This window comes from Anatilimnocola aggregata (genome assembly GCF_007747655.1).
GTDB classification, from domain to species: Bacteria; Planctomycetota; Planctomycetia; order Pirellulales; family Pirellulaceae; genus Anatilimnocola; species Anatilimnocola aggregata.
This window is the reverse complement of the sequence record NZ_CP036274.1, coordinates 7,127,323-7,142,321: the sequence shown is the minus strand read 5'-3', so window position 1 is coordinate 7,142,321 and position 14,999 is coordinate 7,127,323. Positions and strand designations below refer to the sequence as shown.

11 protein-coding genes are annotated in these 14,999 nt (G+C 57.2%); 7 read left to right on the top strand and 4 right to left on the bottom strand.

Going from position 1 to position 14,999, the window contains the following annotated elements; translation table 11 throughout:
* Positions 1–34: 34 nt before the first annotated feature.
* Together ETAA8_RS26950 and ETAA8_RS26945 are read right to left on the bottom strand one after the other, a co-directional pair.
* Entirely contained in the window at positions 35–553 is a 519-nt protein-coding gene (locus ETAA8_RS26950) for a hypothetical protein (protein WP_145096046.1), read from the bottom strand.
* A 260-nt stretch (positions 554–813) separates the two neighbouring features.
* Positions 814–2,481, bottom strand: coding sequence for a sigma-70 family RNA polymerase sigma factor (locus ETAA8_RS26945; protein ID WP_145096043.1), 1,668 nt, complete (start codon positions 2,479–2,481; stop codon positions 814–816).
* Between the two features lie 675 nt (positions 2,482–3,156).
* Between ETAA8_RS26945 and ETAA8_RS26940 the strand changes: the two genes are divergently transcribed.
* The 3 genes from ETAA8_RS26940 (at position 3,157) to ETAA8_RS26930 (ending at position 6,937) form a co-directional block, all read left to right on the top strand.
* Positions 3,157–4,638 (top strand): twin-arginine translocation signal domain-containing protein, encoded by a 1,482-nt coding sequence (locus ETAA8_RS26940; RefSeq protein ID WP_145096040.1) that lies wholly within the window; start codon positions 3,157–3,159, stop codon positions 4,636–4,638.
* Between the two features lie 226 nt (positions 4,639–4,864).
* A complete protein-coding gene (locus ETAA8_RS26935) occupies positions 4,865–5,308 on the top strand; it encodes a DUF2383 domain-containing protein (RefSeq protein WP_202921295.1) in 444 nt (147 codons plus the stop codon).
* Between the two features lie 99 nt (positions 5,309–5,407).
* Complete coding sequence (locus tag ETAA8_RS26930) at positions 5,408–6,937, top strand: FAD-dependent oxidoreductase (protein ID WP_145096034.1); 1,530 nt, start codon at positions 5,408–5,410, stop codon at positions 6,935–6,937.
* A gap of 2 nt (positions 6,938–6,939) precedes the next feature.
* Here ETAA8_RS26930 and ETAA8_RS26925 read toward each other — a convergent pair whose 3' ends face one another.
* Positions 6,940–7,449 carry a gamma carbonic anhydrase family protein gene (locus tag ETAA8_RS26925; protein ID WP_145096031.1) on the bottom strand — a complete coding sequence of 170 codons (510 nt, stop codon included), beginning with the start codon at positions 7,447–7,449 and terminating at the stop codon, positions 6,940–6,942.
* A 178-nt stretch (positions 7,450–7,627) separates the two neighbouring features.
* Here ETAA8_RS26925 and ETAA8_RS26920 point away from each other — a divergent pair, with 178 nt between their 5' ends.
* From ETAA8_RS26920 to ETAA8_RS26905, 4 genes are all read left to right on the top strand, one after another.
* Positions 7,628–9,001 carry an amidase gene (locus ETAA8_RS26920; protein ID WP_145096028.1) on the top strand — a complete coding sequence of 458 codons (1,374 nt, stop codon included), beginning with the start codon at positions 7,628–7,630 and terminating at the stop codon, positions 8,999–9,001.
* Positions 8,998–10,956 (top strand): S9 family peptidase, encoded by a 1,959-nt coding sequence (locus tag ETAA8_RS26915; protein WP_145096025.1) that lies wholly within the window; start codon positions 8,998–9,000, stop codon positions 10,954–10,956. The genes ETAA8_RS26920 and ETAA8_RS26915 overlap by 4 nt, the downstream gene beginning before the upstream one ends.
* A 214-nt stretch (positions 10,957–11,170) precedes the next feature.
* Positions 11,171–11,614, top strand: coding sequence for a peptidylprolyl isomerase (locus tag ETAA8_RS26910; RefSeq protein ID WP_145096022.1), 444 nt, complete (start codon positions 11,171–11,173; stop codon positions 11,612–11,614).
* Between the two features lie 233 nt (positions 11,615–11,847).
* Positions 11,848–12,564, top strand: a complete 717-nt coding sequence (locus ETAA8_RS26905; RefSeq protein ID WP_145096019.1) for a hypothetical protein — start codon at positions 11,848–11,850, stop codon at positions 12,562–12,564.
* A 12-nt stretch (positions 12,565–12,576) separates the two neighbouring features.
* On the opposite strand, the gene ETAA8_RS26900 is transcribed toward ETAA8_RS26905, so the two are convergent.
* Positions 12,577–14,748, bottom strand: a complete 2,172-nt coding sequence (locus ETAA8_RS26900; RefSeq protein WP_145096016.1) for a CARDB domain-containing protein — start codon at positions 14,746–14,748, stop codon at positions 12,577–12,579.
* Positions 14,749–14,999 lie beyond the last annotated feature (251 nt).

Sequence of the window (14,999 nt, the reverse complement as noted above, 5' to 3'; positions counted from 1 at the left end):
TGGTTCCTATAGGTCATTTCAGTGCGCTGTTTGCTTACTTCGCTGCTGCCGCGGGAGGCTGAATGCGGCCGATGGCTTGCAGGTTAAACTTTTCGATCCATGCTTGCCTTTCGGCAGGACCAATTTCCGGATCCATCGACCTGACTTGCACTTGAAAACGATCAGCCACGAGAACCGCAGTGGCTTGCTCGCCGATCTCGACAATTGGCATGCCGCCTAGCGACTTGGTCGATTCTTTGAACTTGGCCGCGGCTTCCACATTGTTGGTCGTGTCAGAGACCGAGAGGACCGCCAACTCGCGGCCACTCTTTTGCAAGCTGGCCTGGGCAAAACCCGTCTTCTCTTGCTTGAAGACAATGTCCCACGGAGTTTCGACCTGCGGGAAAAAACGATTGAACTCGTTGCCAGCGACCGATTCCTGCACGACGGCATGAGGATTTTGCTTCGACGCTTTATCAGCCTCCGCCCAGCGATCGGGCTGCTGCTGATAACAACCACAACAAAGTGCCGTTAGCATCAATGCGCAGGTGATCCACGACAATCGGTTTGGCATGGTTGAATCCTTAATGAGAGAAAGAATCGCCAGTTGAAGCGCACTCGGCTATTGGTGAACCAGCGCGAGCGTTTGCCCTGGAGAAAGAGAGTGGAACAATGACCAGCGGTCCATGAAAGTGGACACGCCGAAGATGAGCAGGCGTTAGTCTACTGCTCGCTGATGCGGGAATGCTAGTCACTGGCGAAAGGGGAATACGAAAAAAGGGATGAGCTTTCGCTCATCCCCCGAAGGTTGTCGTTTGTGATTGACAGCCAAGCTTAGTCTGGCAGTTCAATGTGTTCGGTCAGGGCGACTTGGCGGGCCTTCGTGAGGGCTCGCGATTCGATCTGACGAACACGTTCCTTGGTCACACCCATTTCTTCGCCGACTTCTTTCAGAGTCAGCGGTTCTTGGCTGTGATCGAGGCCGAAACGGCTGATGATGATCTGCCGTTCCCGCTCGTCGAGTTGGGAGAGAATCTTCTCCACCTGCTTTTCGAGCGTATTCTGCACGACTTCCTGACCGAGCGAATCGGGCCGCTGATCGGCTTGGGCGACGAAGAGCTCGTCCTGGCTAGTGCGGAACCGGTCGCGTCGTTTGTATTCCTCCGGAATGGTCCGGGCGAAGTTCTTCATAATGGCCCAGCTGGCGTACGTGCTGAACTTGTTGCCGCGCGAGTAGTCGAACTTCTCGACGGCACGAATCAGCGACATGTTGCCATCCGAAACCAGGCTGAAGAAGTCTTCCGTGCCACTGACGTGACGCTTGGCGATCGAGACCACCAGACGCAAGTTAGCCTGCACGATTTCGTTCTTCACCTTGACTGCTTCTTCGTACAGTTGCTCGATTTCGTTCATCTCGGTGGTGCGAGCCGAAGTCGGGTGCAACTGCTCACGCAGCTTGCTGGCCTTGTGCTTGAGGAAGTTGAACTTGCGGAACAAGTGTGCTTCCTGCTCGCGAGCAAGTAGTGGCACTTCGTAGAGTGCAGCCAGGTACGGCGGCAATCCACTCGGGCTGCGCAACTTGCGGGTTGGCGTTTCCGGCATTGGTGTTGGGCCGAGAAACTCCTTCTCGTTCGACGCAACGTCAAAGCTTTCGTGATGCATGTATTCCAAAGGCAGTTCCAAAATCCGCTTCGCGCGCACTTCGTTCAGCACGCGATAAACGGTGGTCCTCGTACGGCAATACCGCTTTGCGAGCACGTCGACCGAGTCACCGCGCTTCGACTGCTGATAGATCCGCTGCTTCTGCTCGTCCGACAACAGCCCGGTTTGATCCGGAAACACGGCTTCGTGGGGATTCTGCTGATCGAAATTGCGCAGGGTGTAGCGAATTGTCTCAACGCTCCGGTTCATCCGCTTGGCAACACGACGAGCCACTTCCGACGGGCAACCGCCAGCCGCAGCCAAACGACGAGCACGGTCGACAATTTCGACCTTCTCGACGTCCGTCAGTTGGCTGAAGCGTTCGCCGCGCTTGATTTTTTCTTCGTTCTGGTTCATGAAACGCTCAACGCTGGAGCGCAAGAACCCGACCCGCTTGCGCCGGCCTTCGAAGACGAAGCGGCGGCTCACGAGGCCTTGTTCGCGCCACCGCGCGATGGTCTTGGTCGAAACCTTGAACAGCTTGCTCAGTTCTTCGACGGTGTGGACGGGCTCGCCAGCATCTTGGACCGGAATGTTCGCCGCGTCCGAGACGTCTTCAACGAACAAGCGCAGGTCGTGAATGGCATCGCTCCCCTGCATCACGACGGGCTGCGTCGAATCGGGGCGATAATCGGTAATGCGATAGCACAGATACTCGTAGGAGTAAGTGCGTTCTTTTTCCATTTCGGCGAGCAGACGCTCGGCGCGATTGACTTGCTCGATTTTCTTATCGCGAGGAGCAAAACGAACTTGCTGATCGCGAAGTTGCTTGAGCACTGGGTTGACATAACTGGCATGCATGATAAGCCTCTTTCCTACCCGATCAGCCGGCTGTTCCTGGAATCCCTTCCCCGTCCGATCCGGGTCGCCTGTGGCCAGCGAGCATCTTACTCGCTAACTGCCTGCACTCTCTACGCTTGCAATGGGTGAATTGTTCTTTAGATGCAACTCTCTATACCTGGGTAAATGCCGCAGTCTTACAAGACACTCGGAATTTCGATCCCCCATCACCCTCGTTGTTTTCTCCGCCCGCATGACACTCACGCGAGCGACTCTTTAGAGGGGAGCATTTGACGTGCCGCGGTGGACACCTTGGACGATGTAACGCGGCAAACCGCCAGCTAAGGGTAAGTCACGTTTGTCCTAACTCATGTTCGCGCATAGTGTTTGGAATTGAGGAGCAAGACGAATCAACTGCAACTACTCAGAACCTGGCGACGCGAAAATTACCACTAAACACCGAGAACCATTAAGTTTGTACGGCCGTCGATCACATCGATTGCCGTTCAAACAACTGCCAGTCTGCTAGCAGAACGACCACCGCAGACAGTTTGGTTTTGTTGCATCCCCGCAGGTCCGACTACCGATGATTGCGATGCGCCCAGGTCGATTACAACGGTCGCATGGGTACTTGGGTAATTCAGGAAACACGGGACGATCTCAATTTGAGAATTTCGTCTCAAGAAGGGATTCGAGATGACGCACCTCCGCCAACACCAGTCTTTCGTGCCTTCGGTACCCAACTTGTTTCTTGGTTGCACGCGACGATCGTTTTTGCGGCAATCGGCGATCACTGCGGCTCTCGCCGCAGGCGGCCTCCCGCTCTACGCCGCTGACGAAGCGGTAATGCTGGCGGTGAACTCGAATGAGGCTCGCCCGCAGCACGTCAAAGTGGCAGTGGAAGCCTCCGGCCAAATGAAAATGAACCCGGACAGCCGGGAGGTGAAGTTCCTCCCCATGTCGGTAACCGCTGAACTGGACTTCTTGCAACGACGATTGCCCGCAGTGAAAGATTCCGCCGCAGTCCGGCTAGTCCGCAATTACTCGACTGCCCAAACCAAATTCAATTTGAAGAACACTGAGTTTTCACACTCACTGCGTGACGATCGGCGACTGGTTGTATTACAGGCCGAAGGTGATGCGGGCACTTACTTCTCGCCCCTTGGTCCACTCAGCCGCGAAGAACTCGAACTGCTCGATGTGCCGGGCGCTGGTGTGCTGCCGGAACTGTTGCTCCCCGGCAAAGCGTTGAAAGTCGGCGAAACTTGGAACCTGACCGACGCGGCCGTCGTTCGTCTTCTCAGCCTCGACGCGGTCCACAAACAGGACATTACCGGCAAGTTCGACGAGTTGCGTGATGGGATTGCGATTCTGTCGCTGGAAGGGAAGGCGTCTGGCGCTGTCGGCGGCGTGGCATCGGAATGCGCGATCCGCGCGAAGCTTAACGTCGATCCTAAGCAACAGCTACTTACCTGGCTGGCCCTGTCGCTCAACGAGAACCGCGCCATTGGCCACGCCCAACCCGGTTACGACGTAACCTCGCGAATTCGCATGCTCACCGCCCTTACCGACAGCGCGGCGGAAATCAGTGAGGAATCGATCAGCAAATTGCCGCTCGTGGCCAAAGCAGGTGAAACGCTCTTATCGTTCCGTTCCGAAAAAGGTGGCTTCGAACTCGTTCACGATCGCCGCTGGCGGGTAATGAACGAACGCTACGACGCTGCCATCCTGCGGATGGTCGACCGTGGCGAGCTCGTGGCCCAATGCAATATTTCTAAACTCAAGTCCTTCAGCAAAGACGAGAAGCTGGCGCTCGATACGTTTCAAGGCGACGTCAAAACCGCGCTCGAGAAACAGAAAGCACAAATAACCGAGGCCAGCGAAAACGTAAACGACGCCGGCATCAAGGTGCAACGGCTCCTCGTCGCTGGCTTCGCCTCCGAACTGCCGATTCAGTGGACCTATTATCACTTGTCCGATTCCGCTGGCCGGCGAGCCTCGGTGGTGTTCACCATCGACCAACGCCTCGTCGAGAAGTACGCTCATATCGACCAGGAAATCATCGCCGGCTGCCGCTTCTTCGATCCACCGCGCGACGACAAGAGCGAACCAACGCCAGCTGCCGCCAAGCCCAAGGACGAAACGGCGAAGAAGCCGGGTGATAAAGATGCTCGCTAATTCTGAGCTGGCACTACTAAACACCTCAGCGGTGATTTCGGCATCTCGCAAGCTGCACGGCCCGAGTGGGCATCTCGTGCAGGCTCTATCCTTTCAATTGGATAGCATCTATCTCAGATACTTGACGGCATGAACCTTGCACTGAGTGCTTGCCAGCTAATAGCGGCAGCGGGCGAGAACTTAGGTAAGCAATTTAAGGATCATGCCAGCGTGGGAGATACGAACAATGGCTACACCCCATTTGGACACATTGAACGGTTTGCTCCGTGGCGAATTGGCGGCCACTGAGACTTATCAGCAAGCATTGCGCAAGGTCGATAGCGAACATGGCGCGCTACAGCTTGCACAAATTCGTGACGAGCATAGTGAAGCTGTTTCACTGCTACGAAAACAGATTCGCGAGTTTGGTGGCGATCCGGAAACTAGCTCTGGCAGTTGGGGAACGTTCGCGAAGGCAATCGAATCGACGGCCCAATTGTTTGGTAACGGTCCTGCTCTAACAGCCTTGAAGCAAGGCGAAGAAACCGGCCTCAGCACTTATGAATCTGCAGTTCAATCGCACGAACTGCCAGCTTTGACCCAATCGTTGATTAACGGCGTGCTACTACCTCAAACCAGGGCCCACATAGCAACGCTCGAGCGGTTGCAATCACTGCAACATGCTTCCTAATCGCTTGTTTAAAGACCACTTCCTTTATCTCATTGCCGGGAGAGCGCCTGTCAGCACGCAGTTGCTGCCGAATGTTTCCCTGTCTCTGAACGGTGACACATGACTCGTCCCAATCACAAGTCCTGTTGGCAAGATATTCCTCATCAACTGGGCGAATCGGGGCTGACGAGTGATGTCGATGCCGATGTCTGCGTGATTGGCGCCGGTATAGCGGGGCTGTCGACTGCATATCACCTATTGCGCGAGGGACGTTCGGTAGTGGTGTTGGACGACGGAAGCGTGGGCGGCGGTCAGACTCAAAAAACCAGCGCTCATTTATCGAGTGTGCTCGACGATCGGTTTACTGAACTGGCGATGCGGCGTGGTGAAGAGGCCTGCCGCTTAGCGGCGGAAAGTCACACCGCTGCCATTTCGCGAATCGAGAGTATCGTTCGAGAGCGGAGCATCTGGTGCGATTTTAGCCGCGTTGACGGCTATCTGTTCAATCCGCCCGACAAGTCGTGGGACAATCTCGACGCAGAACTGGTGGCGGCAAGGAAAGCTGGCGTGGAAGTTGAGCGAGTTCCCAAAGCTCCGTTTCCTGCGTTCGATACGGGACCCTGTTTGCGATTTACCAGGCAGGCTCAGTTTCAGCCGCTGAAATACCTCAATGCTCTGGCGACGGCAATTCAAAAATCTGGCGGCCGAATCGTCTCACAGTGCCACGCAGAATCGATTAAGCCCGGCGAAGTCAAGCGAGTAGTCAGCCCGTCCGGAACCGAAGTGCGTGCCAGGTCAGTCGTCGTGGCGACGAACATTCCCGTGAATGACATCTTTGCTATCCACTTAAAGCAGGCGGCCTACCTGAGCTATGTCGTTGCCTTACGAGCACCGCGGAACGCTGTCGCGCGGGCCCTGCTGTGGGACACGCTTGATCCTTACCACTATGTTCGCATTGAAGACCGCTCGTCACCGGCGGCGGATGAGTGCTTGCTTATTGTGGGGGGCGAGGATGCAAAAACAGGTCAGCATGACGATGCAGAAGCCCGCTATGCCAGGCTGGAAAGTTGGGCTCGCATTCACTTCCCCCAAGCCCAAGAACTGAAGTACCGTTGGTCGGGGCAGGTGATGGAAACGCTCGATGGGCTCGCGTATATCGGTCGTAATCCGGGAGATGACCCGGAGATCTACGTTGCGACTGGTGATTCAGGCATGGGGCTGACGCACGGTACGATTGCTGGCATGCTCATCACCGATCTGATTGTGGGCAGAGAAAATCCTTGGACGAGTCTTTACGATCCGTCGCGCAAGCCGGTCGGCGGATTCACCGATTTCGTCAAAGAGAACCTGAATGTTGCTTCGCAATACGCGGCTTGGGTTACGCCGGGAGATGTCAGTTCTGTCGATGACATTCCGCCGTCACAGGGAGCCATTGTGCGGCGCGGATTGCAGAAAATCGCTGCTTACCGCGATCAGTCTGGTCTGATACATGAGTACTCGGCAGTCTGCCCGCATCTGGGCTGCATCGTGCAATGGAACCACGGCGATTGCACCTTCGATTGCCCTTGTCACGGCAGCCGTTTCAACCAGCATGGCGAAGTCATCAGCGGTCCGGCGAACGTGAACTTGCCGCCTGTAAAGCACTCCTAGCACTAGCGCGACGATGTGGACTGGTAAGCCTTCGCGGCGGCAACATAGTGATCTGCCGCATGTCGAATCTTGGCGAAGTCTTTTTCGGATGCCTGCCGAATCACTTTGCCGGGCACGCCTAGCACGATGCTTCCCGGCGGCACGTCTATGTTTTCCATGACGACGGCACCCACGCCCACGATGCTGCCGCGGCCGATCTTGGCCCCATTCATAACGACCGCCCGCATGCCGATCAGGCAATCGTCTTCGACGATGGCGCCATGCACGATGGCACCATGACCGAGTGTTACGCGGTCTCCCAAGATGCAGGGCCGACCGGGATCGGCGTGCAAAATACAGCCATCTTGCACGTTCGAGCCGACCCCAATCCGAATCGCTTCGGTATCGCCGCGAATGACCGCGTTGAACCACACGCTGCTATCTTCGGCCAGTGATACGTCGCCCAGTACCACTGCGCCCGCGGCAATGAAAGCACTGGGATGAACTAGCTCGGGCTGGAACGTGGTGCGCATTGAGGGGGATCAAGGGAGAAAGGGTGGTAGGGACGAAGCGATAATCCAGTTGAATCACCCAATCATTCTGCGAGGTTCCTTCACCATTCGCCAGTGCCGTTCGCCTTTCGAAAATGATAACCTAGTCCGTAACTCCTCATCCCTTCCACCCTTTCTCCCTTCCACCCTGCCTTCCCCCATGCCCGACCTTCCCACCATTGCCCGTGCTGCTGAATTGATTCGCGACGGGGTGCTTCGTCCGCTTGATTTGGTGGAGCAGTGCCTGGCGAACATCGACCAGTACGAACCTGCGGTGCAAGCGTGGGTGACGGTGGATCGAGCGGGCGCATTGAAAGAGGCCAAGCGACTGGGGGCGACGCTGGCCGATGGAGAAGAACCAGCTAGCCCGTTGTTCGGCATTCCGATTGGCATTAAAGACATCATTGATGTCGCTGGCATGCCTACCCGCTGCGGTTCGCCACTGCGTGGAAAGTTACCGGCGACCAAAGATGCTCCGGTTGTTGCTGCACTTCGAGAAGCTGGGGCAATCTTACTCGGCAAAACAGTCACCACGCAGTTCGCTGCCTTCGATCCACCTCCCACGAAGAATCCGTGGAACGCGGCTCACACTCCTGGCGGCAGCAGCAGTGGCAGTGCTGCCGCGGTTGCCATGGAAATGTGCTTCGCCGCGCTGGGCACGCAGACGGGCGGTTCGATCACGCGTCCTGCCTCATATTGCGGCGTCGCGGGATTCAAGCCGCCGTGGGGCGAAGTGAGTTTGGAACAAGTCGAGCCACTCAGTTTTCATCTCGATCATGTGGGGCCGATCGCGCGACGGGTGAGTGACCTGTATCTCGTCTGGCAGCAATTAGCCGCCCGGGCCAGCGGCGGAGTGGACGCTTCTGTCACTCGGCCCTGGGCCGAGCACGACCTTGAGTATTGGCTCGATTGTTACGGCGTTTATCGGACGCTGTTTGTGGTCGATAGCCCGCTGCTCGAGCAGGCCGATCCGCTCGTACAGGCCACTACAGCGGCCGCACTCGAACGGCTGCGGGCGTCGTTTGAAGTGCGAAAACTTTCGCTCCCCGCATCGTTCAATAGTGTGCTCACCTGGCACAAGCGAATCATGGTGGTGGAAGCAGCCGAACATCATCGGGCTGAGTTTAAGGCCGCAGCCGAAAAGTTCGGCCCATGCATTACCACCCTCATTCAAGAGGGACTCGGTGTCAGCGCCGTCGACTACTGCGAAGCGCTGCGGATGCAGAATCAGGTGCGCAATGAACTCGCTCAATTGCTTCATTCGCAAGGCGACTTGCTCGGTTGCCTGGTGATGCCGGCGACAACTACGCCCGCTCCCGATGCGTCAACCACTGGCAATCCGGCCTTCAACGCTCCCTGGAGCTTCTTGGGTTTGCCGACCATCACCATCCCCTGTGGCCTGGCAGCCAATGGCTTGCCCTGCGGCTTGCAATTCATCGCGTTCACCAGTCCCCAGGTGTTTGCGATGGCAGGCATGTGCGAACGAATCTTGCATCAATACGCTCGACCTCCCTTGCTGGAGACTCCTCGATGAATTGCCGAAATCTCGTTGTAGCCGGCATGCTCAGCGTTGCCGCGCAGTTTGCCGTCTCGGCGGACGAACCAGCGGACCCGCTGCGCCCCGGAGCCATTCAAACCGAAGAAGTGCCGGTAGTTCCCCCCTCGCTTGCCAGGCGGTTGCAGCAATATCAGAGCCTGAGGGCCGCGGGATTTGCTGGCTGGGATCCAGCAGGGAAGGGAATTCTGATCCGCACGCGGTTTGGCAATTCCTTGCAATTGCACCGCGTTTATGAACCGGGTGGACGTCGCGAACAGATCACTTTTTTCGATGAGCCAGTGAGTGGCGGCTTTATCCCACAGGCCAAGGACGAAGCCGTGCTTCTCTCAATGAGCAGCGGCGGCAGTGAGAACAACCAGGTTTATCTCCTCGATCGGCAGCGATTTGAAACCAAGCTGCTCACCGATGGCAAGAGCCGCAATAATCTCGGTGCAGTTTCGCCCGACGGCTCGCAAATGATTGTTGGCAGCAACAAACGCAACGGCCGCGATACCGATCTTTATATCGCTAATTGCCGCGGCGGCGAGTTGCAAATGCTGATGGAGACCGAGAAGGAATTCTGGTCGGCCGTCGATTGGTCGCAAGACGGCAAACAACTACTACTGCTGAAGTATGTCTCGGTTAATGAGTCCTATCCGGCAATCTTCAATCTGAGCACCAACAAGCGAAGCGATTTGCCGCTGCCTGGCAAAGAGAAAGGTGCCTTCGGGCCGCTCGCGTTCTCGCCCGATGGTAAGAACGTCTATCTGGCTACGGATACCCAAGGAGAGTTCGCTCAGCTAGCGCGACTTGACCTCGCTAGTGGCAAGTACGAATGGCTGGCTCCTGAGATCGAATGGGATGTGACCGATATCGAAGTGGAGCCAAAGTCCGGCGCGGTGGTCTTTGCGGTAAATGCCGATGGTGCCAGCCAGGTTTTTCTGCTGACTCCTAAGGCGGGCGGAACATTGGCAAAGAGGGAGCTTAAGCTGCCGCTCGGCATTGTGAGCAGCCTTGAGTTCTCGCCCGACGGCAAACACGTGGGGATGACACTCGCGCGGCCCGATGCACCTGCCGATGCGTATTCGCTGGAACTCGAGTCGGGTAATCTGACTCGCTGGACGATGAGCGAAGTCGGTGGACTCAATCCCGCAACGTTCATCAAGCCGACTGCAATCCGGTTTCCCTCGTTCGATGGCCGGCAAATCCCCGCCTGGTTCTACAAGCCGCGAACAGCCTCGGCAGACAACAAGGTCCCGGTGGTTATCAGCATTCACGGCGGGCCAGAGAGTCAGTCGCAGCCCTATTTTACGGGTAGCACGCAGTTTTATCTGAACGAATTGGGCGTTGCCGTGATTCTGCCCAACGTACGCGGCAGCAATGGCTATGGGAAAACCTACCTCAAGCTCGATAATGCCGAGAAGCGGGAAGACAGCGTGCGCGATATTGGCGCGCTGCTCGATTGGATTAAAACCCAGCCTGAACTCGATGCCGATCGGGTCGCAGTAAGTGGCGGTTCGTATGGCGGCTACATGGTCCTAGCTTCGCTGGTGCACTACGGCGACCGCATTCGCGCGGGGATCGATAACGTGGGCATTGCCAACTTCAATACCTTCCTGCAAACGACGGCCGCCTATCGTCAAGACTTGCGCCGAGTGGAATATGGCGACGAGCGCGATCCCGCGATGAAGGCTGTTTTCGATAAGATCAGCCCTGCCAACCATGCGGAGAAAATCCGCTCGGCCCTGCTCGTGGCTCACGGCAAGAACGATCCGCGAGTTCCCTTTAGTGAAGCCGAGCAGATCGCCGCCAAAGTACGTGGCCAAGGAAAATCGGTGTGGACGGTGTACGCCGACAACGAAGGTCATGGCTTCGGCAAGAAGGACAACGCCGACTATCTGCGCGCGGTCGAAGTGATGTTCTTGTCCGAGCAATTGAAGCTGAAGAAGTAGGGACGGAGCGAGGAACGGATAAAGGGCTGCAAAGAGAATACCCTTGAGCGTCGATTTACTTTCTCTTTATCGCTTCGTCTCGTTAACCCTGCCTCACTCGTCCTGCCCCTTGTCGAAACTGCCTGAGCCGGGCCTAATAAGTGGAGGCAGTTCCTCAAGCGGACTGCGTTTTCCTTAGCCACTAGACACCAGCCCCTCCCTCAACGAGCAAACCATGAAAGTCGCCACGATCGAAACCAACAAAGGCACCATCAAGCTGGAACTATTCGGCGACAAGGTGCCGAAGACCGTCGAGAATTTTGAAACGCTGATTGGCAAGAAGTTCTACGACGGCATCAAGTTCCATCGCGTCATCGAGGATTTCATGATCCAAACCGGCTGCCCCAAAGGGAACGGCACCGGCGACGCTGGCTACAAGTTCAAAGACGAGTTTCACAAGGATCTGAAGCACAGCGGCCCGGGCATTCTCTCGATGGCCAACGCTGGCCCGAACACCAACGGTTCGCAGTTTTTCATCACCCACGTTGCCACGCCGTGGCTCGATGGCAAGCACAGTGTGTTCGGCAAAGTGATTGAAGGCATGGATGTCGTCAACAGCATCAAGCAAGGCGACGTGATGAAGAGCGTCACCGTTGCGGAAGTTGCCGAGAAGAAGTAGTCCAACTGCCAATACGCTCACGACTGGGGCATCTGCCCCCAGTCGTTAAGTGATCAAAACCGGGTGTTTTCACTTAGAAGACAGCGATTTTCTCAAAATACTTTTCTTTGGACCGCGGTCTGAATAAGCTAGAGGTGTAAGGATCGGTAGAGTCCGTAGTTCTTCTCCCTCGGCTCATCGTCCCCCTGCTTCCCGCCTTGTGCCTGCCACTTCGCATCGAGTTGTGCAACACCATGGTCGACAGCAACCAGCCTCCGCGCAATCGCGCGATTGCAATCCTGACAGAAGCTCGTGAAATTCTGGCCGAGCGATTAACCGAGCGTGTGCTCGACTCTGCGGAGGAGATCTTGAGCGACGCCCGCGGCGAGTCGTATATGAACGACATCGATGCGGTCTACGAACAAGTTGGCGTGAAGTTATCGCACATCACGCAGATGCTCGCCAACATGCCTGCTGAAGAAGTCCAGCCCGCAACGAATCAATTTCGCACCGACGATGTTGGTCCGCAGGATTATTCGGTAGTGGCCGAAGAAGGGACCAGTCACGATCTGGTTGCGACAACGCCGCGCCCAGCGCTCGTCGGCCCGATGTACGTTTCTGCCCCGGCACTGCCGGCACCCAAGATCGAGACGTCGCACTCGCCGACTGACGAGCCGTCGTTTCAGCACTTCGTTCTGCAAGTGCAGGCCGGTGATGTACGAGCTGCGGGGCGAACGTTAGCGGTCTTGTTCGCCCTGCCTGAGAGTCGCGCCCTGATGTGCGCAGCGACGTTTGCCGAACGCTGGCGGCGCGATCCCGATTTTATTACCCGGGCAATGCAATTGCGGACTGAAGTCACGAGTGGTTCATATAACGGCTCGCTCGTGCTATTGTTCGAATGCTTCGGCTTGACCGGAATCGAATCTATTGGTGTTCTGCAAACTTTGCAGAACCGAGTGGATGAATCGTAGTCCAGTCTTCTCCTACCGCTGCAGTGTTCCATCTGGTGCGGCGGGCAGCACGCGGGGCTTGGTGGCCGTGCGAGCCGCTGCCGAAGTGGTGCGACCATCGGCGAAGAACCGCGTGGTTCCTTCCGAAACGAGGCGAGTATCGTTATCGGTGCTGACCACCTCCACACGGAAGCGATGGGCACCCACCTTATCGGCCCGGGCCTTCACGTGAATGACAACTTGCTCTCCAGCGCCCAGTTCTGGAAGGGCATCGAATAGCACCTGGCCAGGCACAACGCGTCCTTCAGCACCGGCGAGCGTGACTGGCTCCAGCCCTTCAGAGAACTGCATTACCACCTTCACGTTCTTGGCGGCTTGGGTGCCACGGTTCATTAGCTGCACTTCGTAGGTAATGTCGTCGCCAACGGGAGCAGGTCCAGCGGGATCGTTGACGGCAAGTTTGAGCTGCGAAACAGCTTCGACTCCGGTTTCGACTTCGTGAGTCGAAGCACCTGACCGCGGTCCGTGAGCTTGCACGACCACGCGATGGGCACCTGGTGCATTCAGTTGGCAGCGAACGTCGTATGTCCGCTCGGTTTCAGGTGGCAGTAATCCCGCCTTCCACTTCAGCACGCTGCCGGCGAAGGTAGCGCCGTCGATTCCCCCCAGGTACTTGGCTCCGGTGGGGAGCGTAACCGAGAGAGTGAGATCGTCGGCAGCTGCATTGCCACGATTCGAAACGGTGACTGCATAGGTCGCTTCAGCCCCAGCGAATTTCATCGGAGGGCCTTCGACAACCACTTCGATGACAGCCTGCTTCACGACGATGCGCCCCGCAGCTTCGGCGCGGAGATTGCCATCGGCCGTGGCACTCAATTTTAGGTCCATCGCGTTCTGTTGATTCGCAGCAACCTTCACGTTCACTTCGCGAGTCTTCCCCGCCGGAACGGTGCCGACTTCGATTTGCTGAGGAGCATTGCCGCCGGCGATTAGCTGCACAACGACGTGGTCTGCATCGCCGCTGCCGGGATTGCTGACCGTGATTGTGAACGGCTTCTCTTCGCCATAGAGCATGTCACTGGGACCAGCGAGCGAAAGTTCGAGTTGCGGCTGACGTACGGCAATTGCAGCCTTCAACCCCGTCGGCTTGCAACTCCAATCGGCGGTGATTTCGAATGCTTGTCCTTCTTGTGCGACGACTTGCAGCCGCAAGGTCTCTTGCGAATTCGCTTTGACGCGAGGCAGGTTCCAGACCATGCGAGTAGAGCCTTGGGCGTCGGCCTGTGCGTTGGCTTCACCCGAAGTCGACTCACCCGATTCCACGCTGATCCAGGCAGGCAGATTCAAACGAAGTTGAACCTCCTCGGCCGGGGCGTCACCTTCGTTAACGAGATTGATCACGTAGCGAGCAGGCTTGCCCACCATCAGTGCTTGTGGACCGGCGAGTTCGGCCCGGAGCTTCGGTCCCGGAGCGACAACCACTAAATCGCCACTAGTGAGGCCTGCAGGTGCACGACCTGTGGAACTGATCGAAGGACGAGGGCGCAGTGCCGCTTCTGGGTCATAGACACGGCGCGATGAATTGTTCGGGACTGCGGCCTGTGGCGCGGCAGCATCGAACGGAATTATCGGCGGTGCTGCTTCATCGACAACGGGGCCATTGGGTCGCTTCAGGACAGAACGCGGCGGCACTTGATCGGAATGACTTGGCTCGCTATCGCTAACCATTTGTTGGGTAGAAGGTTGTTGGGTAGCGGGCGGAGACATTTCTTGTGCTGGCACAATTCCCTGGGAGGCTGGTTGACCCGGGCGGCGGAGCACGCTGCGGGTTGGCAGCGGGCCCGGTTGTTGCCAGGCATCGGGTGGTGGAGCAGCAGCTTCGCCCATCGGTAGCGGTCGAGGTTCTTCGTATGCCTGTTCGACCGCGGGAACGAACCCCTGCGGTTGTGGTGGCTGATTCGCCAACGATCCCCCGAGTCGCCGGGTTGCCCGGCCAAACACAGCCTGCTGCGTTTCCTCGTCATCTGCGTCAACTTGCATCGCCACGGGCATTGCGTCCGCGGTGGTGCTGGCTGGCAGAAACGCCGGCGCTGCAGGTGGCCGGCTATTGGCTGGTCGCCAGCTTGCGTCCTGAGCGCGAACGATGGCCACAACACAGATGGCAGTGAGCAGTAGGGCTGATACCCAAGTTGCCTTGCGAGGCATCGCCGATCCCCTTCTACGGACGCGAGAAAAACTCTATTCGCCGTAGATATCGGCTGCGCGGGTCGTGCTGGTTTAGCCGACTTTGACGACAACCGCCGAATTGGGCGAATAGGCGGAGTTTTCCGGCTGTAGGACGAGATCTCAGCGTGCCGGCAGCTAGCACGCGGCATCACCTGGCCGTTGCTGCCGAGCAGCGTCCGCTGCCCGCAATTCATAACATCACGACCGCACACGCATACTGTGCGAAAGCG

Excerpts from the sequence above, each read along its gene's own strand:
- ETAA8_RS26950 (WP_145096046.1), bottom strand. The coding sequence starts at position 553 with ATGCCAAACCGATTGTCGTGGATCACCTGCGCATTGATGCTAACGGCA.
- ETAA8_RS26945 (WP_145096043.1), bottom strand. The coding sequence starts at position 2,481 with ATGCATGCCAGTTATGTCAACCCAGTGCTCAAGCAACTTCGCGATCAG.
- ETAA8_RS26940 (WP_145096040.1), top strand. The coding sequence starts at position 3,157 with ATGACGCACCTCCGCCAACACCAGTCTTTCGTGCCTTCGGTACCCAAC.
- ETAA8_RS26935 (WP_202921295.1), top strand. The coding sequence starts at position 4,865 with ATGGCTACACCCCATTTGGACACATTGAACGGTTTGCTCCGTGGCGAA.
- ETAA8_RS26930 (WP_145096034.1), top strand. The coding sequence starts at position 5,408 with ATGACTCGTCCCAATCACAAGTCCTGTTGGCAAGATATTCCTCATCAA.
- ETAA8_RS26925 (WP_145096031.1), bottom strand. The coding sequence starts at position 7,449 with ATGCGCACCACGTTCCAGCCCGAGCTAGTTCATCCCAGTGCTTTCATT.
- ETAA8_RS26920 (WP_145096028.1), top strand. The coding sequence starts at position 7,628 with ATGCCCGACCTTCCCACCATTGCCCGTGCTGCTGAATTGATTCGCGAC.
- ETAA8_RS26915 (WP_145096025.1), top strand. The coding sequence starts at position 8,998 with ATGAATTGCCGAAATCTCGTTGTAGCCGGCATGCTCAGCGTTGCCGCG.
- ETAA8_RS26910 (WP_145096022.1), top strand. The coding sequence starts at position 11,171 with ATGAAAGTCGCCACGATCGAAACCAACAAAGGCACCATCAAGCTGGAA.
- ETAA8_RS26905 (WP_145096019.1), top strand. The coding sequence starts at position 11,848 with ATGGTCGACAGCAACCAGCCTCCGCGCAATCGCGCGATTGCAATCCTG.
- ETAA8_RS26900 (WP_145096016.1), bottom strand. The coding sequence starts at position 14,748 with ATGCCTCGCAAGGCAACTTGGGTATCAGCCCTACTGCTCACTGCCATC.